Annotated in this window: 23 protein-coding genes and 9 pseudogenes; 17 read left to right on the top strand and 15 right to left on the bottom strand. The window is 40.2% G+C overall.

Annotation, left to right across the window (positions count from 1 at the left end):
- Nucleotides 1-10 precede the first annotated feature (10 nt).
- A pseudogene (locus HV340_RS24530) lies at nt 11-136 on the bottom strand (acetyl xylan esterase); the annotation flags it as partial.
- On the opposite strand from HV340_RS24530, the pseudogene HV340_RS17295 reads away from it, so the two are divergent.
- The 4 genes and pseudogenes from HV340_RS17295 to HV340_RS17280 all read left to right on the top strand — a co-directional run.
- Nucleotides 133-1,067: pseudogene (locus tag HV340_RS17295) on the top strand (baseplate J/gp47 family protein); the annotation flags it as partial. The pseudogenes HV340_RS24530 and HV340_RS17295 overlap by 4 nt on opposite strands.
- Nucleotides 1,064-1,754: pseudogene (locus tag HV340_RS17290) on the top strand (DUF2612 domain-containing protein). The pseudogenes HV340_RS17295 and HV340_RS17290, both read left to right, overlap by 4 nt.
- Nucleotides 1,745-1,987, top strand: a complete 243-nt coding sequence (locus HV340_RS17285; RefSeq protein ID WP_126547895.1) for a hypothetical protein — start codon at nt 1,745-1,747, stop codon at nt 1,985-1,987. Before HV340_RS17290 ends, HV340_RS17285 begins: the two are co-directional and overlap by 10 nt.
- Nucleotides 1,988-2,149: 162 nt before the next feature.
- Nucleotides 2,150-2,611, top strand: coding sequence for a hypothetical protein (locus tag HV340_RS17280; protein WP_126547894.1), 462 nt, complete (start codon nt 2,150-2,152; stop codon nt 2,609-2,611).
- Nucleotides 2,612-2,843: 232 nt separating this feature from the next.
- Here the strand turns inward: HV340_RS17280 and HV340_RS17275 are convergent, their stop codons facing one another.
- Complete coding sequence (locus tag HV340_RS17275) at nt 2,844-3,905, bottom strand: acyltransferase (RefSeq protein ID WP_059306117.1); 1,062 nt, start codon at nt 3,903-3,905, stop codon at nt 2,844-2,846.
- 196 nt (nt 3,906-4,101) lie between these two features.
- A complete protein-coding gene (locus HV340_RS17270; protein ID WP_059306118.1) occupies nt 4,102-4,335 on the bottom strand; it encodes a DinI family protein in 234 nt (77 codons plus the stop codon).
- A 48-nt stretch (nt 4,336-4,383) separates the two neighbouring features.
- Here HV340_RS17270 and HV340_RS17265 point away from each other — a divergent pair.
- Both HV340_RS17265 and HV340_RS17260 read left to right on the top strand, forming a co-directional pair.
- Nucleotides 4,384-5,489 (top strand): IS3 family transposase gene (locus tag HV340_RS17265; RefSeq protein WP_126547888.1). Its coding sequence is split into 2 segments (ribosomal slippage): nt 4,384-4,645 and nt 4,645-5,489, totalling 1,107 coding nucleotides; the frame shifts between segments, so codons are not numbered across the junction.
- Between the two features lie 375 nt (nt 5,490-5,864).
- The gene (locus HV340_RS17260; protein ID WP_181216114.1) at nt 5,865-6,710 is read left to right on the top strand and encodes a DUF6387 family protein; all 846 of its coding nucleotides are present in this window, start codon (nt 5,865-5,867) and stop codon (nt 6,708-6,710) included.
- Between the two features lie 57 nt (nt 6,711-6,767).
- On the opposite strand, the gene HV340_RS17255 is transcribed toward HV340_RS17260, so the two are convergent.
- Nucleotides 6,768-7,745 carry a restriction endonuclease gene (locus HV340_RS17255; RefSeq protein WP_181216113.1) on the bottom strand — a complete coding sequence of 326 codons (978 nt, stop codon included), beginning with the start codon at nt 7,743-7,745 and terminating at the stop codon, nt 6,768-6,770.
- 634 nt (nt 7,746-8,379) lie between these two features.
- On the opposite strand from HV340_RS17255, the gene HV340_RS17250 reads away from it, so the two are divergent.
- From HV340_RS17250 to HV340_RS17225, 6 genes and pseudogenes are all read left to right on the top strand, one after another.
- On the top strand, nt 8,380-8,586 hold the full coding sequence (locus HV340_RS17250) for an AlpA family transcriptional regulator (protein WP_181216112.1): 207 nt from the start codon (nt 8,380-8,382) through the stop codon (nt 8,584-8,586).
- 20 nt (nt 8,587-8,606) lie between these two features.
- Nucleotides 8,607-8,921 (top strand): hypothetical protein, encoded by a 315-nt coding sequence (locus tag HV340_RS17245; protein ID WP_181216111.1) that lies wholly within the window; start codon nt 8,607-8,609, stop codon nt 8,919-8,921.
- Between the two features lie 282 nt (nt 8,922-9,203).
- Nucleotides 9,204-9,695, top strand: a pseudogene (locus HV340_RS17240) (site-specific integrase); the annotation flags it as partial.
- Nucleotides 9,696-9,773: 78 nt separating this feature from the next.
- Nucleotides 9,774-10,697 carry an IS5-like element IS903B family transposase gene (locus HV340_RS17235; RefSeq protein WP_001118619.1) on the top strand — a complete coding sequence of 308 codons (924 nt, stop codon included), beginning with the start codon at nt 9,774-9,776 and terminating at the stop codon, nt 10,695-10,697.
- A 58-nt stretch (nt 10,698-10,755) separates the two neighbouring features.
- Nucleotides 10,756-11,472, top strand: a pseudogene (locus HV340_RS17230) (tyrosine-type recombinase/integrase); the annotation flags it as partial.
- Nucleotides 11,465-12,004: pseudogene (locus tag HV340_RS17225) on the top strand (site-specific integrase); the annotation flags it as partial. The pseudogenes HV340_RS17230 and HV340_RS17225, both read left to right, overlap by 8 nt.
- 57 nt (nt 12,005-12,061) lie before the next feature.
- Here HV340_RS17225 and HV340_RS17220 read toward each other — a convergent pair.
- Nucleotides 12,062-12,985 carry an IS5-like element IS903B family transposase gene (locus HV340_RS17220; protein WP_001118619.1) on the bottom strand — a complete coding sequence of 308 codons (924 nt, stop codon included), beginning with the start codon at nt 12,983-12,985 and terminating at the stop codon, nt 12,062-12,064.
- 73 nt (nt 12,986-13,058) lie between these two features.
- On the opposite strand from HV340_RS17220, the pseudogene HV340_RS17215 reads away from it, so the two are divergent.
- The 4 genes and pseudogenes from HV340_RS17215 to HV340_RS17200 form a co-directional block, all read left to right on the top strand.
- A pseudogene (locus tag HV340_RS17215) lies at nt 13,059-13,841 on the top strand (site-specific integrase); the annotation flags it as partial.
- The gene (locus HV340_RS17210) at nt 13,838-15,712 is read left to right on the top strand and encodes a DNA-binding protein (RefSeq protein WP_181216110.1); all 1,875 of its coding nucleotides are present in this window, start codon (nt 13,838-13,840) and stop codon (nt 15,710-15,712) included. The pseudogene HV340_RS17215 and the gene HV340_RS17210, both read left to right, overlap by 4 nt.
- Before the next feature lie 14 nt (nt 15,713-15,726).
- A complete protein-coding gene (locus tag HV340_RS17205; protein ID WP_063859646.1) occupies nt 15,727-16,113 on the top strand; it encodes a hypothetical protein in 387 nt (128 codons plus the stop codon).
- A gap of 96 nt (nt 16,114-16,209) precedes the next feature.
- On the top strand, nt 16,210-16,635 hold the full coding sequence (locus HV340_RS17200) for a hypothetical protein (RefSeq protein ID WP_028016751.1): 426 nt from the start codon (nt 16,210-16,212) through the stop codon (nt 16,633-16,635).
- 52 nt (nt 16,636-16,687) lie between these two features.
- Here HV340_RS17200 and HV340_RS17195 read toward each other — a convergent pair whose 3' ends face one another.
- From HV340_RS17195 to HV340_RS17160, 10 genes and pseudogenes are all read right to left on the bottom strand, one after another.
- Complete coding sequence (locus HV340_RS17195; protein WP_181216109.1) at nt 16,688-17,002, bottom strand: cell wall-binding protein; 315 nt, start codon at nt 17,000-17,002, stop codon at nt 16,688-16,690.
- An 18-nt stretch (nt 17,003-17,020) separates the two neighbouring features.
- Nucleotides 17,021-17,407: a hypothetical protein gene (locus HV340_RS17190; RefSeq protein ID WP_181216108.1), complete on the bottom strand. Its 387-nt coding sequence runs from the start codon at nt 17,405-17,407 to the stop codon at nt 17,021-17,023.
- 41 nt (nt 17,408-17,448) lie between these two features.
- Nucleotides 17,449-17,721 carry a hypothetical protein gene (locus tag HV340_RS24525; protein WP_000787429.1) on the bottom strand — a complete coding sequence of 91 codons (273 nt, stop codon included), beginning with the start codon at nt 17,719-17,721 and terminating at the stop codon, nt 17,449-17,451.
- A gap of 223 nt (nt 17,722-17,944) precedes the next feature.
- A pseudogene (locus tag HV340_RS17185) lies at nt 17,945-18,886 on the bottom strand (relaxase/mobilization nuclease domain-containing protein); the annotation flags it as partial.
- Nucleotides 18,887-18,916: 30 nt separating this feature from the next.
- A protein-coding gene (locus HV340_RS17180; protein WP_085950818.1) for an IS3-like element ISSen4 family transposase occupies nt 18,917-20,037 on the bottom strand; the annotation gives its coding sequence in 2 pieces (ribosomal slippage) (nt 18,917-19,779 and nt 19,779-20,037; 1,122 coding nt in all).
- 74 nt (nt 20,038-20,111) lie between these two features.
- A pseudogene (locus HV340_RS24520) lies at nt 20,112-20,357 on the bottom strand (relaxase); the annotation flags it as partial.
- On the bottom strand, nt 20,326-20,757 hold the full coding sequence (locus HV340_RS17175) for a hypothetical protein (RefSeq protein ID WP_074169554.1): 432 nt from the start codon (nt 20,755-20,757) through the stop codon (nt 20,326-20,328). The pseudogene HV340_RS24520 and the gene HV340_RS17175, both read right to left, overlap by 32 nt.
- 163 nt (nt 20,758-20,920) lie before the next feature.
- Nucleotides 20,921-21,277 carry a hypothetical protein gene (locus tag HV340_RS17170; protein ID WP_063859642.1) on the bottom strand — a complete coding sequence of 119 codons (357 nt, stop codon included), beginning with the start codon at nt 21,275-21,277 and terminating at the stop codon, nt 20,921-20,923.
- Nucleotides 21,278-22,143: 866 nt separating this feature from the next.
- Nucleotides 22,144-22,350, bottom strand: a complete 207-nt coding sequence (locus tag HV340_RS17165; protein WP_047685188.1) for a hypothetical protein — start codon at nt 22,348-22,350, stop codon at nt 22,144-22,146.
- A 3-nt stretch (nt 22,351-22,353) separates the two neighbouring features.
- Nucleotides 22,354-23,256 carry a hypothetical protein gene (locus HV340_RS17160; protein WP_157925848.1) on the bottom strand — a complete coding sequence of 301 codons (903 nt, stop codon included), beginning with the start codon at nt 23,254-23,256 and terminating at the stop codon, nt 22,354-22,356.
- A 307-nt stretch (nt 23,257-23,563) separates the two neighbouring features.
- On the opposite strand from HV340_RS17160, the gene HV340_RS17155 reads away from it, so the two are divergent.
- Nucleotides 23,564-25,714 (top strand): AAA family ATPase, encoded by a 2,151-nt coding sequence (locus HV340_RS17155; protein ID WP_249415706.1) that lies wholly within the window; start codon nt 23,564-23,566, stop codon nt 25,712-25,714.
- The last annotated feature ends 3 nt before the right edge of the window (nt 25,715-25,717 follow it).

The raw sequence follows: 25,717 nt of genomic DNA, 5'->3' as shown, positions 1-25,717 counted from the left end.
TCTCCGAAAACCCGCCATTTTTACGTATAAAAGCCATGCATGCATAAGGTGCATGATTTTGCATGCTTTTTACCGACACTGGATCCCCTTCCAGCGCCAGCACTGGCGCGCCCTGAGGTCGGTCATGCACCTGCATTAAAAGCGACCGTGAAAATTAACGGTATCGTGCGCAAAGGGGCGACGAACTCCATCGTGGACCTGCTGCTCACCGGCACCGCAGGGACAACTATTATGAACGGTACCGTGAAAGACACTAATAACCTGATCTGGCGTCTTCCTGCCTCGGTAGTGATTGGCGTTGACGGTACGATGACGGCTACTGCCACCTCCTCAAACAGCGGCGCGGTCGCAGCGCTGGCCGGGACTATTACCACCATTAACACGCCGACCCGTGGATGGGCATCGGTAACCAACCCGGCGGCGGCCACCGTAGGCGCACCGGCAGAAACCGACGCAGAGCTGCGTATCAGGCAGGGGCAGAGCGTCGCGCTACCCTTTCGCCGTTTGAGGGCGTTGACGGTGCGATTGCTAACGTTGCTGGCGTGACACGTCACAAGCTCTACGAGAATGATACTGGCGCTACCGACAGTAACGCGCTGCCGCCACACTCTATCTCGGCCATCGTGGACGTGACAGACATTGCCCAGACTATCCGGGGTAATAAAGGGCAGGGAACTGCCACCTACGGGACTACCTCTGTCACGGTGCCGGACACTTACGGTAATCCACACGTGATCAGTTTTTTGCGCTCGACTGATGTCCCGATTTACGGGCATATCACACTTAAAGTCTTTACGGGCTACACGTCGCAAATTGGCGTACAGATTCAGCAGGCCGTCGCGGATTACATCAACGGGCTGACAACAGGTGATTCTGTTCTGCTGAGTTGCATTTATTCCCCGGCGAACCTCGGCGTGGTGAATGGTGGCAGTGCACGTTATTACGACATTCAGGAGCTGCTAATTGGTAAATCAGCCGGAACTGTTGCTGCTGCGAACGTGAACATCGCTTACAACGAATCAGCATCGTGCCTTCCTGCGAACATCGTTATAGCGGTGACATCATGAGTAAATACACGGGGCTTATCACTACTTACCACGCCACCAGACCGAAATACTTTGATCACATCGACCTGAGCACCCGACCGCTGATTGACATCATATCAGCCACCCGGGGGGGTTGTTAGCGTGTTTGACATTGATACGGCGGTAGGCGTCCAGCTTGATACCCTCCGACTCTGGATTGGTCGCAGCCGCATAGTCAGCCAGCCCATTAAGGGTGTTTATTTCAGCTGAGACAGCGACGGGCTCGGATATGACCAGGGCGTCTGGCAAGGGCCGTATGATCCGGATTCAGGTTATACGACGCTGAGCGATGACACCTACCACATCATTCTGAAAGCAAAAATCGCTATCAACAACTGGGACGGCCGCAACGACTCTCTGCCGCCCATTCTTGACGCTGCGACTGCAGGCTCTGGCCTCAAGATGCAGATCGTCGATAACCTGGATATGACGATATCCGTCTGGGTATTCCCGGAGACTGATATTTCTGATGTGTCTCTCGAACGGATCACCGCAATCAAACAGGGTTATCTCACCATTAATGCAGTTGGCGTATGGGCTGGTGATGTGGAAACGCCTTCGGTTGAAACACCGTCCGAGGGATCAAAATTATTTGGATTCGATATTAATAACGAATACATCGGTGGATTCGATGTAGGAGCATGGGGAGTATTACTCAAATGGCAATAAATGATTTCAAACCCTTCGCAACCAATAATGGTGCGAATGTAACAGAGCAAAGCGACTGGGAGTCACTCCAAACGTTATCTTCTGGTTTTACAGCAGGCGTGACTTCAAGTACTCAAATTAATAAGGCTTTGAGGCAATCATCCTCCGTGATGGCGGCATTCACAGATTTGATTGCGTTGACATGGAATTCCAATGTTCCTGATGATGGGAATATCGCAGCATTAACCGAATAAATTAAAAATATGCTGCGTACAGTAGGAAGTGGGCGGTTAATAAATATGCCTATATTCACTAATTCAGGCGTTTATACCTCTACTGTAGGCATAAAAAAATAATTGTAGAGGTACAGGGAGGTGGAGGCGGCGGTGTATCTCTTAGCGCTTCGGCTACATCTAATGCAGCAGCAGCAGGTGGCACTGCTGGATGTTATACGCGCGCTCGGCTTGATGTGCCAGCCGGAAACGTCACAGTTACCATGGGTGCAAGAGGCTTGGGCGGCGCGGGTAGCAATAATGGAGGTGGGGGGATTAAGCAGTTTCGGGACGCAAGTAAGTGCTGGTGGCGGGTATGGTGGAACGTTCATGCCTGCCGACAGTGTGCTAGCTATCGTTGTTGCCGCTGCGTCGACCCAGCCTGGTGGAACATTGCCAATCGGAGGAAATGTGAATTCCAGCACAGATACTACTCAGTATAATTTTGACGTACGGCTATCAGGATCTGTGGCTAATTCTGGTTCAGGTGGTTGTTCATTATTAGATAATGGCGGTGGTGGTGCGCGAGCATCTGGAACAGCAACTGCTACATTCAATGGCGGAAAAGGCGGCGGTGGCGTAGTGATTGTCTGGGAGTTTTCATAATGAATGATTTGTAGGCGCTTATTACTAGTGAAGGAATTGTAGCTAATATTATCGAATGGGATGGTATGGGCGATCTGTTTCCAGAATTTCAAACCTACAAATTAAGTGACAGTGAATTTGTAGGTCCTAGGTACATTGCAGTTAAAAAAGGCAGCAAATTGATTTTCTCAATGCCAGAAGAATCAGGTAGCGAGTGAAGATAAGGTCCGCGCACCTCATGGTGCGCGAACTGCTAACGAGCAAGTATGTTTTTTATGCGATTTCTATCTTCGAATAATAATGCTGTTTTTTTTGATACCCAAATACACACCAATGGTACTAATATGAACGCGATGATATCATAATTAGGATTGCTAATGTCGTAGCGCATTAACAAAGCAATGGCGAAAATCATTAATGGAAAGTGAATGAGGTAAAGTGAGTAGGAATATCTCGCATGTGCTTTAAAAATGTTGATTTTTAAGTCGTGTTTTAGCAGGGGGATTAATAAGAATAAAAATGACAATCCAATAAATGTATTGAAGTAAAGACCCGTTTTAGTTGTGTAGAATTCAACAAGGTTATTTTTTGCAAAAAATGCCATCGTAAGCGAAATTAAAATGCAAATGAAACTTGTATTTTTAATCTTTGCGATAATAGGCATAGCAAATGCCATTGCGAAAGATAGAGCCCAGACTAAAGAAAAGAGTCTAAACTTAATATGCATGTCTTGTAAAATTAAGAATAAGCATACTGAGATAACTTTAACCCATATGTTTCTTACAAACGTCATTCCAGCTACAACGTAACACCAGACTTCTATCGGTAAACTCCATAAAGACCCGTTTGATGAGACGCCCTGATTTAGCAAGTAATTAGAGAATGTCAAAGTCGAAAAATACTGGGTAGGTATAAAGTCTAGTGAGTACCCAGGCATTCTGGCCCACGCCGATAAAGGTTTTCCATCAGGCATGTTGAAAACATAAATTGAAAGTAGTGAAAGAAAAGCCGCTAATACTAAAGAAAATATTAATGGAGGGTAAATTCTGAAAAAACGAGCGTCTGCATACTCTTTAATACTGAATGCGCCTTTGTTTCTGTTTAAGTTGTTTTTAACAGAAAGGCCAATGAGAAAACCGCTTAGCACGAAAAAAAACATTACCGAGCTTTGGGCAAGGGCGCCAGCAATAGGATAAATATCGGGATATCTTTTGCTTATAAAAATGATATAACAGTGGGCCAGCATAACAGTAAAAGCCGATATTGCCCTGAACGATTCGAGGGTAGTAGATCTGTTTTTTGTTAGCTCAAACATTAATTATCCTCAATGCAATTTTGAGTTGTTAAGCCAGAGGCATTTTAGAACTATTGTACAGGTATCCTCTGCCGAGGACTACAAAGAAGGTTTGAATATTAAGTTCGAATCGAGCATTTAAGCATTAGGCGTGCCGGTTGAAAAAATACAATGTCCAAAAACGAGGAAGGCGACCAATTGAGCCGCCTGCTAAACTTCACAAACCAACCTGTCGAACTGCCGGGAACTCAGAAACCAGCCACATATCGGCCTCTTCAAGCATATCCTCCACCATGCGGTTCAACTTTTCCCGATCGCTTTTGCTGGCATCGCTATTCAAACCGTTCGCCTGCATCGGCTTTACCCTCACTTCGGCATCAGGGAAAATCTGGTGCACCCGCTTAGTCAACTCGGCCAGGATGTAAGTATCCCGGCAAAACGGCCCATTCACTTTTAGAGATCTTCCGACATACTGATTATGTCCCCTGAGGAGATCGCTATGCGTAAAGCCCGATTCACTGAACACCAGATCATCGCCGTTCTGAAGTCCGTTGAAGCCGGACGTACCGTCAAGGATGTGTGCCGTGAGGCCGCTATTTCGGAAGCCAGCTATTACAACTGGAAAGCTAAATATGGCGGGATGGAAGCGGCCGATATTAAAAAAATCAAAGACCTTGAGGATGAGAATCGACGTTTGAAACAGATGTTTGCCGACCTGAATCTTGAGTGCCGGGCACTCAAAGACGTTATCGAAAAAAAGCTTTAAAACCAGCGATAAAGCGTGAACTCGTCAGCTATCTGACGGAACAATTTGCCATGAGTTTACGCCAGTCCTGCAGGACGTTATCGCTGAGCAGGACGGTGTATTTTTATCAGCCTGATACCCGGCGTGATGAACCGGTTATCCATGCGCTGTCTGAGCTGGCAGAACGCTATCCGCGTTACGATTTTAAGAAACTGTTCCAGCTGCTGCGCAGGCAGGGTAATACCTGGAACCATAAACGTGTTCACCGGATTTACTGCCTGCTGAAACTGAATTTTCGCCGCAAGGGAAAACAGCGGCTGCCTGTGCGTAATCCAGCACCACTGGCGACACCGCAAGCGTTAAACCAGAGCTGGTCCATCGATTTTATGCACGACGCGTTGGTCTGCGGCAGACGCTTCCGGACCTTTAATGTGGTGGATGATTTTAACCGTGAAGCACTGGCGATAGAAATCGACCTGAATATCCCGGCTCTGCGAGTCATCCGGGTGCTGGACACGATCGTGGCAAACCGTGGCTATCCGCTGAAAATGCGGATGGACAACGGGCCAGAACTGGTCTCGATGGTGCTGGCACAATGGGCCGAAGAGCATGGCGTGCAGCTCGAATTTATAAAGCCGGGTAAGCCTACACCAAATGCTTTTATCGAACGGTTCAACCGGACATACCGGACAGAAATCCTGGATTTTTACCTGTTCAGAACACTGAATGAAGCGCGGGAGATTACCGAGCGCTGGCTGATGGAATATAACAACGAGCGGCTTCATGAATCCCTGAATAGCCTGACGCCGGAAGAGTACCGGCTGATGGCTGAAAAACCGGAACACTCAAAAAGTGCATAGAACTGAAGCTGGGATGCTTACAAGTTCAAATTAGACTTTGCGGGACAAATTACAGACACAAAAAAGCCCGCAAGGCTGGTTCCAGCGCTGGCGTCCCTGTGGTTAATCATCCATTCCATTGATTTTTAATGTTATTTAAGGCTTTGATTTTATGAATGGTTCTAAAAAGGAACCATAAATATTAATGGTATGAGTTCTCTCGATTAGCAGATTGGCAAATTGTATCAAAAAATAACAAATCCTCATTTCAACTCCCAGTTGGTAGCTGAACTGCGTAAGCAGGATCTGCTTTCCACCGATTAGTGTATACGGTAGTTTTTCAACATAACTGAATTGTACCCGTAGGGCAGTACCAGCATAGGTGGAGAATGAATTTTGAACAATTGGTCACCAGAGCATACAAAAGACATCAAGAGTTGGTTTAAGATTGATACATATCGCAAATTTGAAGACCTCTCATTGCTCCAGTTCTACCATGAGATATGGGCCCGAAACTTGTTCTTTAAGGAGTATCGAGAAGAGTTTGAGAGCAGAACTCTTATGGGTTACTTCTCAAAGATTTTCAGCGGCAACCCTTTTTTAATCGAAGAAGGGCAACTGGGATACATGACTCCTGCTAACAAACTTTTCCAGCCTCCCCATTTTTTTCTAACAACCCTAGATCGTCTCGCTGAAACGAGCATTATTGCAATGCAACGTGGAGGTTTTCTTTGGCATGAAGGTGACAATTATTCTATAAACGCAGAGCTTCGAGAGGAATCACTTTCAGACATTATGCCAGATCAGTTTACACGAACAGTCATGTTCGAGATAGATTTGGCCAGTGGCACAGACGAAGAGATTGCAGAGTCGCTTAAAGCGGCATTACCGCAATGGCGTAAAGTTAAGGGTATTGATGAAAACCCATTGGAATCTGTTCGTTTTGGATACGGAACTATCAAGAAACTCATCAGTTATCGTGTAATACCTATGCTGGATGTCCTGGTGTGGGCAGCCGTTAAAAAAATCCGTATCTCTGACGACAGGTTATCCAGACTACTATATACAGACGATGACGAAGAAAGCGAAATGAGGCAGTCCAGTCAGATAAAAGATACTGACAGGCCATTGGCTCTTAAAGCCAGCACGATTGATTTTATCAGGCAATTCCATTTCTTCATTAATAAGAATAGTCATTTGAAGAATATGAAAGTTTCAGATGTGGTTAAATTGTCTGATTGAGATTTAAAATCAATTTTGAAAATCTACCCTTCTTTGAAGGGTAGATTGTAAATTAAGCTAAATAGTACTCTCGAATAACATATCAGATATGTTCATCTCTGGTGACCAAAGACCATTTTGCACACGGAGGTAAGTTTTACAGAGAGAAACTATTTTTGATTCATCTCCAAACTTTATTGTTTTCCTCTCAATTTTAGTTAAAGATTCAAAGGCAGTATTTGTGTAGCCATTAGTTGCAATAAAAATACCTGCTTCATGTTTTTCTTTAACAACTATATTGAAAAAAGAATCAACTAAATTTGAGCCTACTTTATTACCACATCTCCAATGTTTAACTTCAACAATATAGCTTTTAATCTTCCCTTCCATTTCATGCTGAATAATTATATCTTTACCTCCATCTTTACTTGACGGTGTTAAGGTTACCGAAAAACCTATCCCTTCAAAAGTTTCCGCCAAAAGCCTCTCTAAGTCACGCCATTCTAAGCTGTCAAGAGCTTTGGGGTTTTTAGCAATGGCCTCAATAAATGCTTTAGATGCAGTTTTAATAATAAAGTTAATTTCATGTTCAATATTTTGGTCTTGATCTTTTAACGTATAAACCCAGTCTCTCAAAGATGTAAAGTCATAAAGTTCAAGCTCTTGAGGATGGTTAGAAGCTAAATTTAATGCACTATCAGAAAACCCATTTGGGCTGAAAATAAAACTTCTTTTAAGATCGGAAAGTTTGGCTTTATTGATTATTTGATTAACAATACCTGTATCGACTTTTCTGTTTCTATATACTTTTACTTCAACACCAATCGAGTCTTTATGAAAGTCTGAATTTTCACCTTTGCTTATAATCATGTCCCATTCATTAATAGAGTTACTTGGCAAAGGTTTTAGCCGGACATTTCTATGAATCGACTCATATCCTTCACTTTTAAAAAGCGGGAGTAATATGTCAGGTAACAAATTTTCAACAGTCTGAGCTTCATTCGCATTTTTAAGCTCCTCAATACGATTTATTATTTGTTCAATATCGATTTCCATAGTTTCCCATTAAACTTTGTTTGACATTTAAGCGACCATAAGTAGTACTTTTATCTTAAGGACCTCGGAGATAGATGTACGATAAATGGTACTTAAAGGTAGCATTCTGAGTGTCATTTAACCAAAAATGATCCCTCATCTAAGGTAACGGTGAGCAGCAGACCTAAAGGTACATTCTCAATAGTCTGTACTTTTTCTGAGATATTGTAGATCTGAATGACTGAGAATGCTTTATAAGACTTAGAGGGCTGCGGTAGCCGGGCTATCTTAGGGCTTTAACAGGGTAAAACCATACTCGATGATTCTGTTAAGGAAGATATCCCAAGTTGTTGATATCAATATATCAGCAACCTCTAGCACTGACCACTTCACAACCAATTGTCTTCCCAAGTTCAATCTTCAACGAGTTATCCACTCTTTCACCTATCTGTTTACTCTTCAACTGCTGTTACAGACACACATTTGGCAAAAAAGGGGAAGTTCAGGTGCCCTCAAATTCCCCTGTTCTGGGCAGCACGAGCTTCGAGAACCCTATACAGAGTAACAGTAGAGAACTCCTGTATAAGGAGTTTCACTACTTTCTCTTCGTAACTTTTCGTACAGTTGCCCCATCACAACGGCAAGGGATAACGAAATGAACAATCAAGCAACTCGCCTCATACGCTTACCGGAAGTTCTCGAACGAACTGGCTACGGAAAAGCCTGGATCTATCGTCTGATCAGTGAAGGTCGGTTTCCGGCACCAGTGAAGATCGGTGTTCGTGCCGTTGCTTTTGTCGAGAGTGAAGTTGACGAGTGGATTCAATCAGTTGTCGAAACAAGTCGAAATAATGTTGCTTAGGTAATTTGGGGAGACATGTTATGAATATCGAAGAATTTGTGAGTGAAGATAACCATATGTGCAATTTAGGCGATGATCTTTTTTACAAGATCTTCGAACCCGGAGCAATTTATGATTTACCCAATAACGAATTTAATAAAGAAATCATTTACTGGCTCAGTCAGTACCTTGTAGGAAACTTGAGAGAGCCCTTAGACTCGATCTCTGAGCTTAATATTTTCGAGCAGTTTTATGTTTACGAGACATGGTTCTCGCTAATTAAATGTCCCGTTGAAATGAGAAATCTTTCAAAGCGAATAATTCAATACCAGATTGGGCTGAAAACTCTTTTGTAAAAATGTAAAGTTTGGCCCCATATTTTGGCTTAAAACCTTACAAAATAACTTACATTATTTTGGTTGCCGTTTATTAGCAAGGCAGTGAGATAGGTTTCGAAGTATTAGGTGTACATAACATAAACTAGATCTACCAGATGATAATTTGACAGGAATAATCGTCTATCTCACTGTTTTAATTTAAATAAATGGTTCTAACGATCCAAATAAATTTGTAAATCTACGAAATGCTTATTATTAATATATTGGAATTATACTTTTTGTAAGGTTTAGGAGGAAAATATGTACAGTATTTGTGTCGATTCGTTTATGTTGGAAAATGGTGAGAGGTATTGCCATGTTGTAAATAAAAAAACTGGTGAACCATTGTATTATCCAAATTTGTATATAACAACACAAGTCAGAAATCGGTCAGAGTCTATATCAACAATGAAGGTTATTGCCGGTAGCATTTCATTGTTATATCGATTCTTTATGAGAAAAAATATCAATATTGATGAAAGAATCCAGAAGATGCAGTTTCTTGCTCCTTATGAAATTGAGGATTTGATTGAATTCTCTTCATTAAATTTCCGAGATGGAGGGGATGGTAATTTTAGGATTTCAAATGTCAAAAAACCAACTAAGTATTTTCGGATTACAACAATAGCTAACTATCTAGAATGGCTATGTAAAATTCTTCTTTCTCATACAGGTCAGAAAGATACAATCAAACAGATACTTGTTTTCATCAACAACATAAAAAGAAAGAAACCAAGAAACAATGACAAATATGGGCTTTGTTGAATAAATCGAACTTTTGCTGAGTTGAAGGATCAGATCACGCATCTTCCCGACAACGCAGACCGTTCCGTGGCAAAGCAAAAGTTCAAAATCACCAACTGGCCCACCTACAATAAAGCCCTCATCAACCGTGGCTCCATAACTTTCTGGCTGGATGATGAAGCTATTCAGGCCTGGTATGAGTCAGCAACACCTTCTTCACGAGGCAGACCTCAGCGCTATTCTGACCTTGCCATCACGACTGTGCTGGTCATTAAACGCGTATTCAGGCTGACCCTGCGCGCTGCGCAGGGCTTTATTGATTCCATTTTTTCTCTGATGAACGTTCCGCTACGCTGCCCGGATTACAGCTGTGTCAGCAGGCGGGCAAAGTCGGTTAATGTCAGTTTCAAAACGCCCACCCGGGGTGAAATCGCACACCTGGTAATTGATTCCACCGGGCTGAAGGTCTTCGGTGAAGGCGAGTGGAAAGTCAAAAAGCATGGCCAGGAACGCCGCCGTATCTGGCGTAAGCTGCATCTCGCCGTTGACAGTAAAACACATGAAATCATCTGCGCTGACCTGTCGCTGAACAACGTTACGGACTCAGAGGCCTTCCCCGGGTTAATCCGGCAAACCCACCGGAAAATCAGGTCAGCCGCCGCCGATGGCGCTTACGATACCCGGCTATGTCACGATGAACTGCGGCGTAAGAAAATCAGCGCGCTTATCCCTCCCCGAAAAGGTGCGGGTTACTGGCCCGGTGAATATGCAGACCGTAACCGTGCAGTGGCTAATCAGCGAATGACCGGGAGTAATGCGCGGTGGAAATGGACAACAGATTACAATCGTCGCTCGATAGCGGAAACGGCGATGTACCGGGTAAAACAGCTGTTCGGGGGTTCACTGACGCTGCGTGACTACGATGGTCAGGTTGCGGAGGCTATGGCCCTGGTACGAGCGCTGAACAAAATGACGAAAGCAGGTATGCCTGAAAGCGTGCGTATTGCCTGAAAACACAACCCGCTACGGGGGAGACTTACCCGAAATCTGATTTATTCAACAAAGCCACAAATATGTTATGGATATCGAAAAGAGCTTAGACAAAGCTCAACTGGATTCTTTGTTTAGCATTCTTTCTCCAGGAAGTAACTTGAATCCGTTTACGGAAACAGTACAAAAAAGAAATAACTTAATGTTCCTATTATTACATTGCTTTGGCATGAGAGCCGGTGAACTTTTAAATCTGCGAATTGGTGACATAGATTTTGCAGAATCAACAATAGCAATAAGGAGGAGAGCAAATGATAAAATAGATCCACGAGTTTATCAGCCATTAGTGAAGACTTGCGAGAGAAAATTAATCGCTGACACCAAACTCATATATGAAATTTCGGATTATATTTTGAATGATCGTAGGAAAGTTAGAAATTCTGATAAGCATGATTTTCTGTTTATTACGTATAAGAAAGGAAAGACCCAAGGGCAACCTCTGTCATTTTCCTCATACCATAAGATAGTGAGTGTTGTTCGTCAATCCTCCACACTTCTAGGTGGATTGACGGGTCACAAACTCAGACATACATGGAATTATGAGTTTTCGAAAGCAATAGACAAGAATCAGGACATATCCGATGAAAAAGAGCAACAAATCCGTTCTTATCTCATGGGATGGCGACCGGGTTCAGAAACTTCAATAATTTATAATCGCAGGCATATTTTTGAGCTATCGAAAAAAACTGCACTTGAGCAACAAGAGCAACTATTCAAAGGAGAATTTGATGAATAATTTAATTAAATACAACTCGGATAAAATGTCTTTGCATGAACATAAAATCGTCAGTTCGATTGAAAACAATGGAATCAATATTACAAACTTAATGTATGCTATGAACGAAAATTTGGTTTGTGGATTTGTATATACAGTACAATATTATTTTAATAGCAACAGCTATTTGTATGTGAAAAATATTGTTAGAAATATGGAGAGTCTTATCCGTAAACTATCTCCTACTCATATTGATGATAAGGTTCTAATTGAATATCAAAATAAGAAATTATCAAAAGCCCCAGCATCATTTCGTGTTTTACGACCATTTTTGATTAAATGGTTTGAGTTAGGATATCCTGGAATAGATGAAAGTGCGGTAGAACTGTTAAAGCATTTGGACCTAAAAATAAAAAAATCTGATCAGTCTGTGCTTCAAGATGATCCAACAGAGGGACCATTAACTAAAGAAGAACATACTTCTTTGATTAAGGCTATGAATCATTCATATAGAAAAGGTGAACTGTCACTGCCACATTATGCAATATCACTATGGCTTTGTTGAATAAATCAGATTTCGGGTAAGTCTCCCCCGTAGCGGGTTGTGTTTTCAGGCAATACGCACGCTTTCAGGCATACCTGCTTTCGTCATTTTGTTCAGCGCTCGTACCAGGGCCATAGCCTCCGCAACCTGACCATCGTAGTCACGCAGCGTCAGTGAACCCCCGAACAGCTGTTTTACCCGGTACATCGCCGTTTCCGCTATCGAGCGACGATTGTAATCTGTTGTCCATTTCCACCGCGCATTACTCCCGGTCATTCGCTGATTAGCCACTGCACGGTTACGGTCTGCATATTCACCGGGCCAGTAACCCGCACCTTTTCGGGGAGGGATAAGCGCGCTGATTTTCTTACGCCGCAGTTCATCGTGACATAGCCGGGTATCGTAAGCGCCATCGGCGGCGGCTGACCTGATTTTCCGGTGGGTTTGCCGGATTAACCCGGGGAAGGCCTCTGAGTCCGTAACGTTGTTCAGCGACAGGTCAGCGCAGATGATTTCATGTGTTTTACTGTCAACGGCGAGATGCAGCTTACGCCAGATACGGCGGCGTTCCTGGCCATGCTTTTTGACTTTCCACTCGCCTTCACCGAAGACCTTCAGCCCGGTGGAATCAATTACCAGGTGTGCGATTTCACCCCGGGTGGGCGTTTTGAAACTGACATTAACCGACTTTGCCCGCCTGCTGACACAGCTGTAATCCGGGCAGCGTAGCGGAACGTTCATCAGAGAAAAAATGGAATCAATAAAGCCCTGCGCAGCGCGCAGGGTCAGCCTGAATACGCGTTTAATGACCAGCACAGTCGTGATGGCAAGGTCAGAATAGCGCTGAGGTCTGCCTCGTGAAGAAGGTGTTGCTGACTCATACCAGGCCTGAATAGCTTCATCATCCAGCCAGAAAGTTATGGAGCCACGGTTGATGAGGGCTTTATTGTAGGTGGGCCAGTTGGTGATTTTGAACTTTTGCTTTGCCACGGAACGGTCTGCGTTGTCGGGAAGATGCGTGATCTGATCCTTCAACTCAGCAAAAGTTCGATTTATTCAACAAAGCCTATCACTATTGATCAGCCTTACAGGTAGAAGACCTCAGCAGTTAGTTATGTTGAAATACAAAGACCTTCTTCAAAAGAGCTTAGATAATGGAAAAGTTGAATATGTAATTTCAGTGCCACGAGTTAAACAACGGGGTAAAGAACTACGATATCGAGAACTTGCAATAATATCAGAGGTTGCATCAATTGTTCAATTGCAAGCTAATCAATCAGTGAAACTTGTTGAGCAAGCTCTTGGAAAAACTCTTGATGATTATTCTAAACGAGAAGTTCCTATCTTTTTAAATGAGGAAAAACTCTCAGATTTATCCATAACAGGTTCAATTCTTCTGGAGTATAATAAATTATATGCGAAGCCTACAATTGCTAATGTAGCATTGAAAAATATTGTTAATAATGGGGGGATAATATCCAACCGTACCGGTTCGATACTAAATGTTACTCCTCGTAGGCTTCGTTATACAATAGCAACTTTGCTGGCTAAGGATGGGCATAATGTTAATACTATAGCTGAATTATTGGATCATTCCTCTACTTCAAGTGCAGGGATTTATATTAAAAATCATGCTGACAGTGTTGAAAGGATTGATTCCGCAGTTTCAGAACAGTTGTCATTTGTCGCTGATATTTTTATGAATGGAATCACTTCGAAAGAGAATTATCATATTAAGTTTTGCTCTTCAAGAAAATGCATAAGTCAGAATTTAAATAAAAATTTCCCTTGTGATAAATGTGCTTTCTTTATGCCAGACGATATTGATGAGGTAAATATCAAATGAATAATATTATTTTATTTAAATCTAAAAAACAACTTACGGCAGAAAGCAACTATAATGAATTTATAAAGTTTTGTCGCTATCAACTGATCGGACTAACCCAAACTCAGGATTGGGACCAGTATGCCTGGAAAGGATATGTCACATTTAGAAAAATAGGGGTTGGAAATAAAGTCTTTGATTCCAATGACGCAATGCACGAAGATTATATCAAGTTTGCGAAAGCATATATTAGATATCAACACTCATTGAAACCATTGAAAAATTATGGGGCTATTATGATGGCCTTGCGATGTCTCGAACAGGCTCTTTTGCAGGTTCAGAACACGGGTCTCATTTATAATGTTACAGCCGTTGTTTTCGATGAGGCAATGCAGATCGGAAGTAAATATTTTGAAGGTAACGTTTTGGCTAAATGTGGAATACAGCTTGAAAAAATATCAAAGTTTCTATGTGAACATAATCTTGTGAAGTCAGGATATATCTCATGGAAAAACCATGTGAAACAGAAAGTCAAAAATAATTACCTTCCTGAGATCGAGGATTATCACCGACGCGATAAGTTACCAGATGAAGAGGCATTACTCGCTATTGCTGATATTTTTTCTAAAAATGATGAGTTACTGAGCCCAAGGGATAAGTTCACCAGTTCAGTATTTGCACTTCTACTTTGTTGTCCGAGCAGAATCTCTGAGATTTTAGCCTTACCTGCTGATTGTGAGATTACACAAATAGATGGCAAGGGTATCGAAAGATATGGGTTGAGATTTTATTCGGTTAAGGGGTATGGCCCTAATATCAAATGGATTCCACGGGTTATGATACCAGTTGCAAAGAAAGCGATTAGAAGATTACTTTCCTTATCACAAAATGCAAGAGCACTTGCTCACTGGTGCGAAAAGCACCCTGATAAATTTTACCGACATGAGCTTTGCCCAACAGTTGATGAAAAAACTAAATTGACCGTTGTACAAGTTTGCCATGCACTGGGGTATCATTTATTTGATCATAAATCATGTGTTTTAAAAATTAAAAGAACGAGTTTGGATGGTGGAAAAAGTTTCTTAAACTCCAATGATTATAATTATTCATTGTGCGAACTATGGGAAATGATTAGTTCTGGTTTTAGCAGAGACTTTCCATGGTACGATAAAGAGAAATCTATAAGATTTAGTAATGCTTTATGCTTGCTCAATGCTGATCAATTTTCTTTATCACGAATGGCTTCAATTTTCATATTTTACAAACCGACTAAAAGTTTCTTCTTTAGCGATATACAAAGTAAAAGAAGCTTTGAGGTGGGATATAAAAATATATTTGCACGATATGGGTATTATGATGATGAGGGTAAACCACTACTTATTCGCTCACACCAACCACGGCACCTATTAAATACAATAGCTCACTATGGTGAAATGTCTGAACTTGATATAGCTAAATGGTCTGGTCGTATTAATGCTAATCAGAACAGAGTTTATAACCATGTGTCGGAAGAAGATATGTTAGATAAAATCAAAGCTATTAAATTGATCAAGAGTAATTATTGTAAGAAAGAGTTAATTCCCTCAATTGAATCGCCAGTTGACTTCGATAACCTTTATCAAGGGGCAATTCACTTAACAGAATTTGGTTACTGTGTGCATAACTATTTGGTTCAACCTTGTAATAAAATTAATCAGTTTTTGGAATGTGACAATGAGGCACTGGACATGGAATCAATTGATAGAATGAAGCTTGAATCTATCCGAGAAAAAGTAACAAAACTGAAGAGTATAACGCAGACCGCTTGTGAAAATGGTGATTATGGTGCAGACAAATGGCTGCAACACCATCAGAAAAATTTGGAAAGAATTAATAAACTATTGAATAATTGAAACAGGAGATACATATGGCAAAACATTTAAACAGGAGTGAAATAAAAACAATTACAAATATTATATTGGCTTGGGACGGCAAAATCACATGGGATGATTTATGTGAATCAGTATATAAAAATCTAAACAGAACCATCACAAGGCAATCTTTAAGTGCTCATAATGAAGTTGTTGAAGCATATAAAAAAAAGAAAAATTTGTCCAATTTGAAAAAATCAGGTCTTAAAAAACCAGCAAATTTAACGATTGCGGCACAACAAATATTAAATCTAAAAGCCGAAAATGAAATGTTAAAAAAACAGAACAATAGATACAAAGAGCAATTTAGTTATTGGCAGTATAATGCTTATAGACATGGTCTCACTATGGAACAATTGAATAGACCATTTAATAAAAAATAGCAATTGATAGGTTACACCTATTGACAAGTTAAATAAATGCGATAAATATAAACATATGGTCAGGAAGACTATTTCAATTATGCAAGGATGCATTTTATGGACAAAAAAATCATCAATCCAGAGTTTACTCTGGAAGAGCAACTTATCATTATAATTGATAAATATATATCAAAACGATACCAGCCCGGAGATAAAAGTTTCTCCTATCATTTATACTTAGTGTTCGTTGGCTATCATTTAAAGTATTTCTACCCAAAACAGCTATACACTCATTCTAATCGCAACATAGACAACATTATGACAATGTTTAGTTCTGTATACAAATGCCTTACAAGTAATCTGTTGCGACAGTTAAATAATAAAGAAGCTGTTCTTAGAGAGCTAAACTCCCTTGTTAATTACATTGATAATAACCAGAACCAGGCAGAAGATATTTATAATACTTTTAAAGCACAATATGAAATGAAAGTAATTGAGGGAGAGTTAACTCATGAAGTTCGCGTAAGAGCCGTCAGGTTATAGGCAATAAAAAGCCCCTATGCGGGGGCTAAAAGAGACTTCTTGATATAGGCTACTACTGAACTTCTTTCCAGTTACCATCAGCTTTCACAAGCTTTACAGGCTTTGTCTGTTTCATGTTGCTAATAGAGGCATCGACAATGCAGTTATAAACATTGTTTGCTTCTTCTGTGCAGCTAACTTTCTTCACATAATCGATTCTTAAAAGATCTTTTTCGGGAATACTTGAGTTCAGAGCTTTCATACTTCCATTTGATCTATCTACAACATTTTTGAAAGCATTGTATATATCGTCTTGCGATGGTTCACTGTTACATGCAGTTAGAAGACATGTAGTAAGGATAACTGCAAGGATTGAGTATATTTTCATTTTATTATCCAGAAGTAATTAATTAAGAACGCCCGTTTTGGTGTTGTTATTGTCAGTGGAGAACGTCCATTTGTTGACAATTTCGCCTTTGAAATCTATTTCAAGAGTTTTAGACTGAGTCTGCGAACCGCCAGTAAACAGCCCTACAACTGGAATGAAAGTTGTTGCATTGAACTGATTGTTATACATACAGTATCTCCACTGCTCATTTCCGTCATCGAGTGTGGTTCTTGTATCAGGCTCACCTAATTTAGTGAGTAATTCCGTCTTAGTTGTTTTGTTTTTAATGATCTTTGATTGGAGGCTTTGAGGTGTTTCGTTTTTAAGGTTCTGGTTCCCTGATGTTGAACAGCCAGAAAGCAGGAAGACAATAATAAAAAAAGATGACTTTATAAATCGGTTCATTTACTTTCTCATTTTAGGTTTGCGGTTGTGTGAAATTAATTTCACCGTATAAAAACAACTCTGTCTGCATACGTTTTTTTAATTTTATAGATAAGAATAATGATGCTTACGAAAAACGTAATGACTGATACAAGAGTGCTGCCAGTCCACGAAAATGCTAACCACGCGAGACCAAATGCAACGAATTGAAACAGGAATGCCACACTGAGCGGGCTTTCACCGTAAGCGATCTTTGCATGGCAGCCTTTACAAATCCGCACACCGTGAGGACTTTGTGTAAAGCAGAACGGGCACTTTATTGTTTCGTTTTTCATAGCAACCCCAGGGTGGAAGATTTACTGCGTGTTTGTAGGGATTCTCGATGGCTGGCTGGCTAAAGTAAAATCACTTGTACCGATCGATGTTTGAATCATGATAGGTAGTAACTATCACAACTAGATTATCGATCTGTAATAACGATCAATTAATTATTGACTTATCCTAAATTTACTACTAACAAAATAATATTGCTGTCAGGAGTAAGCTGTAAGCTGTTGTCTATAAATGAATTTTCCTTTCTTTATGTAGAAGTCGGGTTGCATAGAGTTTTGAAAATCCAGGGTGGGGTTTGTGAAGAATGCTCTTACCGTAGCTTCGGAGAAGCTCTATGAGCCGTTGTAAAAAGGGAAACCAGCTACTGAGCCTTAGATGCTTTTTCTGTTGTATTGCATTCTTTTGAAGAATCTTCTCAACGATCTCGTTTCGTCTGTCTTCTCTGAGTCGCAGTTCGAGTTCAGCAATTTTTTCACTTATGCTTTCCCTTGGAATATCCGTTGTTGCAACATCTTTTGCAGGAGCAGGAGCAGGAGCAGGAGCAGGAGCAGGAGCAGGAGCAGGAGCAGGAGCAGGAGCAGGGTGGTCTTTTGCCGGTGTGTTGGTTCGTAAAGCTTCTAAGTGGTCGGGGTTGTAGTTAAGCCGATTACTGAGATTTACCCAGGAGTAACCCTTACCTAACTGCGAAGCTTTGAAAGCTATATCGCGGTAAGAGAATGAGAAGCCGTTCATTTTACCTGTGCTTGCGACATTCGCCGTCCAACCGACTTCTGCATCTTCGAGTCGCTTAACAAAAGAAAGAAGGTCGGGCATATCATTCAAACTTTTATCAAGTATTTGTTGTAGAGCTTCTTTAGGGGAGGGAACACCAGTTCGTTCTGATAGCATCTGTTCGTTGCGAGAGATTCTTTTCCGCTTCGGTTGCTTTGGTGTAATGGAAGGTGCTGTCTTGGTCACTGTTAGATTATGAGTGATTTCAAGCTCACTGATTATGCGGGTACTTATAAGGTTCTCATTCCTGCCAAGGTAGAGCTTCCCTCCATTGAGGTCTATGCGACTTGCGATAATGTGTATGTGCTGACCAGCCGGATCGTCATGAAGCACATAGCAACGAAGGTGAGTATCACTGAATCCCATTTTCCTCATATAGTCATCTGCGATGCTGGACTGACCTGCCCCCACGATTAGATACAACACTCAGTTAGTAACGTCGGAATCTTCATTCTCAGAATGACCCTTTCTCCAGCCCGCTGCAAATTCAGACGGTGTCTGATAATTCAGCGTGGAGTGCGGGCGGCATTCGTTATAATCCTGCCGCCAGTCATTAATAATTTTCCTGGCATGAACGATATCGCTGAACCAGTGCTCATTCAAACATTCATCGCGAAATCGTCCGTTAAAGCTCTCAATAAATCCGTTCTGCGTTGGCTTGCCCGGCTGGATTAAGCGCAACTCAACACCATGCTCAAAGGCCCATTGATCCAGTGCACGGCAAGTGAACTCCGGCCCCTGGTCAGTTCTTATCGTCGCCGGATAGCCTCGAAACAGTGCAATGCTGTCCAGAATACGCGTGACCTGAACGCCTGAAATCCCAAAGGCAACAGTGACCGTCAGGCATTCCTTTGTGAAATCATCGACGCAGGTAAGACACTTGATCCTGCGACCGGTGGAAAGTGCGTCCATGACGAAATCCATCGACCAGGTCAGATTGGGCGCCGCCGGACGGAGCAGCGGCAGACGTTCTGTTGCCAGCCCTTTACGACGTCTTCTGCGTTTTACGCCCAGGCCACTGAGGTGATAAAGCCGGTACACGCGCTTATGATTAACATGAAGCCCTTCACGGCGCAGCAACTGCCAAATACGACGGTAGCCAAAACGCCTGCGCTCTAGTGCCAGCTCAGTGATGCGCCCTGATAAATGCGCATCAGCAGCCGGACGGTGAGCCTCATAGCGGCAGGTCGACAGGGATAAACCTGTAAGCCTGCAGGCACGACGTTGCGACAGACCGGTCGCATCACACATCAACATCACGGCTTCCCGCTTCTGGTCTGTCGTCAGTACTTTCGCCCAAGAGCCACCTGAAGCGCCTCTTTATCCAGCATGGCTTCGGCAAGCAGCTTCTTGAGTCTGGTGTTCTCTTCCTCAAGCGACTTCAGGCGCTTAACTTCAGGCACCTCCATACCGCCATACTTCTTACGCCAGGTGTAAAACGTGGCATCGGAAATGGCATGCTTGCGGCAGAGTTCACGGGCGGGTACCCCAGCTTCGGCTTCGCGGAGAATACTGATGATCTGTTCGTCGGAAAAACGCTTCTTCATGGGGATGTCCTCATGTGGCTTATGAAGACATTACTAACATCGGGGTGTACTAATCAACGGGGAGCAGGTCACGACCATTGTTCAGCCGTTAGGGATTCTACACTAGGCAGGCGAAGCGAGTTGTGCCAAACCGGTTTCTGGACATCTGGCCGAAGCTGTTTGGTGCCATCAAATTCAACTATCAGTTCCAGGGCTGAATCACCTAACATGTTCCCGCCAATGATGATGGGATCACTTTTATGATGTGCTCCCGGCTTCAATGCATATTGAACAACACCTGTGAAGCTCTTACCCCTTTTGATCTTCTGCATACCCTTCACGAGGGACACTCCAAATATCTGCATTAAGAAGATGTTGACGAAGTTCACTGATCTGTCTTCTGACTGCAAATAGTTCAGTATGGGTAAGCTTGCTGTCTTTGCTCTTGCTATCTACATGCAGAACAATGCGGTTCAGCTTCTGATTAATCTCACTCAACGTTTTCCAAGTTTCAATATTTATCGAAGGTATTACTAGAGGAGGTTTTTTCAATGATGATGTTCGCAGCCACTCGCCTTTGCTTTTTTTCCCTCTTCTCGCATTTAGAATATTGAGTTCTTCATTATTAAGCCGAACACTAACACAGTGAGTTCTGAGAGATATATAGAGGGAGGGGGTAATATAAGGATCTGCGTGCGAAATATTTGAATCAAATTGTTCGGTTTTTAATGTTTTTTCCATATGAAATCCTTTTCATGTATGATTATTAACTTGTATAGGAAACCTGAATATTGTCAATAGTAACACTCCAAAAAGACAAGTGTGTTAGATTTACTGGTTTTAAAACAGAGTGATGAGAAAGGATTTTTTACTGAACTCACCACTCTGAAATGTTAACTAGAAATTAGTCAAATCCAATTTCTTTAGATTTTATTCTTAATGGAAGTGATTTCCACTCGTCACCTTTGAATTTAATCCTGACATTTAATTTTATTACAGGTGGTGCGTGTATGATTTCTGCTTCTTTGTAAATGCTACCTTCTAGCATTAGGTCAGTCGCCTTAGCCATCCCACGCTTAATTCCACGAATATACCATTCAATAGCCATTGTTTTCATAGCATCTGGTATATCTGCTAACGCAGCATCAAAATCGAGACTTGGATAACGAGTATGAACAGGTTTTTTCCCTGTAGCTTCCGATATGCCATTAACCGCTTTTCGTAATGTTGCAGAAGATGCACTAACTGGATTATTACTCATAGATTAAACCTTTTTATTTAGAATGGTCATTTGCTATAAAATTAAGTGGTTCGATTATGCATTAAATGGCAGACTGATTAACAATTTTAATTAACTATATGTGAACCCATTCCAGCAACAGCAAAAAAATCATGCATTAATAGCTCTAAACCTTGAATTTACATTAGAAGATTGTATTACAGTTAAAAAATGCAGAAGCTCGTGTCGTATTCTTTTCAACTGAAAGGAGAAAAGCAAGGCAACTCAGAGAAGCGGAGCTTCGGAGAGTTAGCCCTTGCTTAATTAAAAAATCAATCCATATTGACTAAAGATTAAAAAAAGATAAAGTTAAAATAAAAAAGGAGATGAATATGTATAAATATATAAAATTTAAATACACTGAAGATAGATTATTGTTTCTTCTGCGAGTCTATATATTATTATTACTAATAAAAATAATCACATTGATTGTTTAGATATCAAGAAATAAAAATTACTCTATTCTTTGATAAATAGTATTTTGGTTCTCTTGTTTCATGGGAGGTGTATAGACGATATAATTTATAATAATTAAACAAGCAATGCCGAAAATTGAGTAATATAGATGCTTTAATGAATCAGCCTTCGATGTGTTTGGATTTCCATTCTTATCTTTACTTGGTTTCATGAAATATTGCAATGTTAATGCTATAGTAATAATTATATTGATTAGAAGTAAACCAAGCCAAAAAGAGTTATTAGTGTATTGGTTTTTAAAAACTTCAGTGGAGAATTTCAATATGTTGTCGATGAATCCAAACATATAATGTATCCTATTTTTATATAATTACCGATGTATGCTATCTATTTTTAAATCCAGTGAACACACTAAGTGTTCACTGGATTACTTAAGCTGCTAACCCTTCGTTAGGACGATCTGAATCCTCTCTGCTATCTTTTTCAGCAGCATAAGTAGATTCACGAGATTTCGTTGACATACCTGAACCATAGATTCGTTGAGCTTCACTATTCTCAGGTTTCCATGCCCAGTTTGAAACATCTACTTTTTGTTCCGATTCCATTTTTTCAAGAAAATTTAAACCAAATACATTCATATTTCACCTGCTATTTGAAGTTAACCAATTTGCAATGGACCCGGAAATATCCATGCCGGATAAATCTTCGATCCACAACCATTGACCAGCAGAATTCACCTCTAAGAACCACCAGTCATTATTTTCATCAACGATGAAATCTAAAGCCCCATATCGAAGGTTTAACTTAGACATTAAAGAAATTATTTTTTCCTTCACCGAAGTGGGTGCGTCAATTTTCCAGTGCGGTGTATTAGGTATATCGTATCTACGCCAGTCTACTTTTGCCTTGTTTGAATGCTGAGAGTCTATAGCACAAGCAAAATGTTCATCTTCAATTACTGTGTATCTAACTTCGAATTTTTTATTAACATATTTTTGAAGAGTAATTGGGTTTTCTGAATCGTTAGAGAAACTTTCTAATTGTTCTAAAGTGATTTTGTTTACATATAGACCCAATATCTCACCTGATTCAGAGACATACATATCTTGCGACATGAATTTAACAACCGAATCAGGATAAGTAGTTAAGAAATTTTTGAGGTCTTCTTTGGAGTTTGAAGTTATAAATGCTGGATTATTTAGCCCAACTTCATTAGCTATTTTATGTTGAAAATACTTGTTATCAGCGAGAGTTGCATCTCTTACATGATTAAACCAGCAACTTTCAGATAATGCATTATATAGGCCAAAAAGGCTTTTATTCCATTCAGATCGCCATAATCTGAAACCGTTACTTTGATCTTGCTGTTGTTCAGAATTGACTTGAACAGACACCCGCCTTGGCCAAACACATTTTACGGATGAATTTTTGATCGTTTTTCCGTTTTGGGAGATAGTCCATTCAGAGCCATCAAAGCTAATTTTGGTATCTTTAAGGGCTTCTATATCTAAATTCAAACGGAAGTAGTTATCACCGAGTTTCATCGAAACTATGTCTGCATGAACATCGTTACTGTCAGTAAGTATCAAGATCATTGTTAGGATGTATCTGAAATTTTTTGTTCACTTAATATCCGATAGTTATGTTACATCGTCAATATTAATTTTTATTGATTGTAACATATTGATTTAAAAGTGTTTTAATCATTTTATTGGTTTTCATAAACTAATTTCAGTCAGGTATTATATCTTTTATTTTAGTGTTTTTTGTAAACTACCATGCTTTTTACTTGACTTAATTAGGCTTTTGAACTCGATGGCTTTGTGCTTCTGGTGGCTATGGAGTAATCTAATGTGTAGTAAAACTATGCTAAGGGCCCAATCGATTACTATGTATATCAATAAATTAGCTATTAGAAACTATAAAAATTTTCGAAGCTCAAATTTTTACTTTGTTAAAGACTCAGTGAATACAATTATCGGTGAGAATGCTTCAGGTAAAACGAATTTGTTTAATGCTATGAGGTTGATTCTAGATGATTCTCTCCCGATGAATTCTAGGATTCTATCTAATGAGGACTTTTATCGTGGATTATCTGAACCCTTCGGTCATTGGATAATAATTACGCTATATTTTGATGATTTAAGTGAGTCGGAGGAAGAACAGGTTCTTGCCAACTATACAGTAAATGATGGTAATGATAAGTCTATAAAGGAAGGTAACTACACTTTTATATATAGACCAAAATTTCATATTCGACAAAAGTTGTATGAATTAACATTAGAAGATGACAATGTGGAAGCAAGATCCGCTTCTTTTACAGAATTTGTATCTAACCATATTATTTCTAAAGAAACATATGAAGCAGTAGCTTTTGTTAGAACAAAGGTTGATTTGAATAATGACGAAATTTATAAACAAGTAGTTGGTGATTTTGATAGTTACTCCTTTTCAAATCCTAATAATGATGATGCTACTGTATTAGGGGTTAAGAAGCCACCTTACTTTGCCTTAGGCAGCGAAGTCGCTTGCACTTATGTCAAAGCACTTAGGAATGTAGTTGCAGATCTTAAATATTATAAAACGAATCCATTGTATAAATTACTTACTTTAAAAAGTAAACAAATTGATGATAGAAAAGATATTGTAGAAAATGTTAAAGAGATCAATGGTAAAATCTCTGCTATACCTGAAATTGAGAGATTGAGTAATAAGATATCTGCTTCGTTACTTAATACAGTAGGTTCGACTTATTCCCCTAAAATATTAGTATCCTCACAACTCCCAGAAGATTTCACAGAATTAATTCAATCACTTGGCTTAGTGGTTGAAGATTCTCTGGATTACAATGGCTCAGGAAAGATTGATGATCTGAGTCTTGGTGGAGCAAACTTAATTTATCTTGCTTTAAAGTTATATGAATATGAAGAAATAAGGGATAGTGAAGAGCATATTACTCACTTCTTGTTAATTGAAGAGCCCGAAGCACATATTCATAACCATATCCAAAAAACCCTTTTCGATAACTTCAATTTTAAAAACACGCAAGTGTTTGTTTCTACACATTCAACACAAATTAGTTCTGTATCAAAAATATCATCAATGAATATATTATCACGCCAAAAAGGATTTACTGATGTATATCATCCATCGTTTGGTTTGACGCCGAAAGAAATTTCTTCCGTAGAACGATATCTTGATGCAATTCGTAGTGACCTTTTGTTTGCTAAAAGTGTCATTCTGGTAGAAGGCGATGCAGAACTTATTTTAATACCAGCAATGGTAAAAGAAACTTTGGGAATCAGATTAGATGAGTTGGGCATAAGTCTGATCAAAGTAGATGGCACTGTTTTTAAACATATTTCTAACCTTTTTCATGAAAAAAGGCTGAAAAGAAAATGTGCAATTCTCACGGATCTTGATTCGGCCTATGTAAAAGTAGCTGATGATATTTTTGATGCGGATTTTGTCGAATCTCTGGTAGATGCCGAAGATGATGGGTTACGAAGAAAAGAAGAGTTAGACAAATATATTGAAGGTAATGAGTTTATTACAGTTCATTACGCAGAAAATACTTTCGAAACTGAGCTTGTTCGCTACGATGAAAACAATAACTTGTTTTTAGAGGTTATGAAAACAGAGTATAAAAAAGAAGCGTATTTTAAAAAGGCTGAAACAGATGTAAATTCATCTGATCTCAGAGTTCGATATAAAAGAGTATTAAAGTTTGCAAAGAAAATAGGGAAGGGATGGTTAGCTACTGAAATGGTAGAGCATCTTAGTGTTGATAATCGTGTTCCTGATTATATTTTACAGGCAATTCAATTTGTTCTTCGGGATAGAAATGTCGAGCCTATATATCAAAAAATGCTTGATTACAATATGTCTTTAATGGGGGTTAAAGAAGTTGACTGTATAAATGCCAAAAAGGATTTTTCTAGTAAAATGATAGAATATAAGAAACATTTCAATGACAGTTTTGTAAGACTGTTGGAGTTATAGATT

Source organism: Enterobacter sp. RHBSTW-00975 (genome assembly GCF_013615235.1).
In the GTDB taxonomy this organism is placed as follows: domain Bacteria; phylum Pseudomonadota; class Gammaproteobacteria; order Enterobacterales; family Enterobacteriaceae; genus Enterobacter; species Enterobacter ludwigii.
This window is presented reverse-complemented; position numbering and strand designations above follow the sequence as displayed.

Excerpts from the sequence above, each read along its gene's own strand:
- HV340_RS17285 (WP_126547895.1), top strand. The coding sequence starts at position 1,745 with ATGGCAATAAATGATTTCAAACCCTTCGCAACCAATAATGGTGCGAAT.
- HV340_RS17175 (WP_074169554.1), bottom strand. The coding sequence starts at position 20,757 with ATGGAAAAAACATTAAAAACCGAACAATTTGATTCAAATATTTCGCAC.
- HV340_RS17200 (WP_028016751.1), top strand. The coding sequence starts at position 16,210 with ATGGACAAAAAAATCATCAATCCAGAGTTTACTCTGGAAGAGCAACTT.
- HV340_RS17210 (WP_181216110.1), top strand. The coding sequence starts at position 13,838 with ATGAATAATATTATTTTATTTAAATCTAAAAAACAACTTACGGCAGAA.
- HV340_RS17155 (WP_249415706.1), top strand. The coding sequence starts at position 23,564 with ATGTGTAGTAAAACTATGCTAAGGGCCCAATCGATTACTATGTATATC.
- HV340_RS17255 (WP_181216113.1), bottom strand. The coding sequence starts at position 7,745 with ATGGAAATCGATATTGAACAAATAATAAATCGTATTGAGGAGCTTAAA.
- HV340_RS17250 (WP_181216112.1), top strand. The coding sequence starts at position 8,380 with ATGAACAATCAAGCAACTCGCCTCATACGCTTACCGGAAGTTCTCGAA.
- HV340_RS24525 (WP_000787429.1), bottom strand. The coding sequence starts at position 17,721 with ATGAAAAACGAAACAATAAAGTGCCCGTTCTGCTTTACACAAAGTCCT.
- HV340_RS17205 (WP_063859646.1), top strand. The coding sequence starts at position 15,727 with ATGGCAAAACATTTAAACAGGAGTGAAATAAAAACAATTACAAATATT.
- HV340_RS17245 (WP_181216111.1), top strand. The coding sequence starts at position 8,607 with ATGAATATCGAAGAATTTGTGAGTGAAGATAACCATATGTGCAATTTA.
- HV340_RS17280 (WP_126547894.1), top strand. The coding sequence starts at position 2,150 with ATGCAGCAGCAGCAGGTGGCACTGCTGGATGTTATACGCGCGCTCGGC.
- HV340_RS17160 (WP_157925848.1), bottom strand. The coding sequence starts at position 23,256 with ATGAAACTCGGTGATAACTACTTCCGTTTGAATTTAGATATAGAAGCC.
- HV340_RS17275 (WP_059306117.1), bottom strand. The coding sequence starts at position 3,905 with ATGTTTGAGCTAACAAAAAACAGATCTACTACCCTCGAATCGTTCAGG.
- HV340_RS17170 (WP_063859642.1), bottom strand. The coding sequence starts at position 21,277 with ATGAGTAATAATCCAGTTAGTGCATCTTCTGCAACATTACGAAAAGCG.
- HV340_RS17195 (WP_181216109.1), bottom strand. The coding sequence starts at position 17,002 with ATGAAAATATACTCAATCCTTGCAGTTATCCTTACTACATGTCTTCTA.
- HV340_RS17190 (WP_181216108.1), bottom strand. The coding sequence starts at position 17,407 with ATGAACCGATTTATAAAGTCATCTTTTTTTATTATTGTCTTCCTGCTT.
- HV340_RS17165 (WP_047685188.1), bottom strand. The coding sequence starts at position 22,350 with ATGAATGTATTTGGTTTAAATTTTCTTGAAAAAATGGAATCGGAACAA.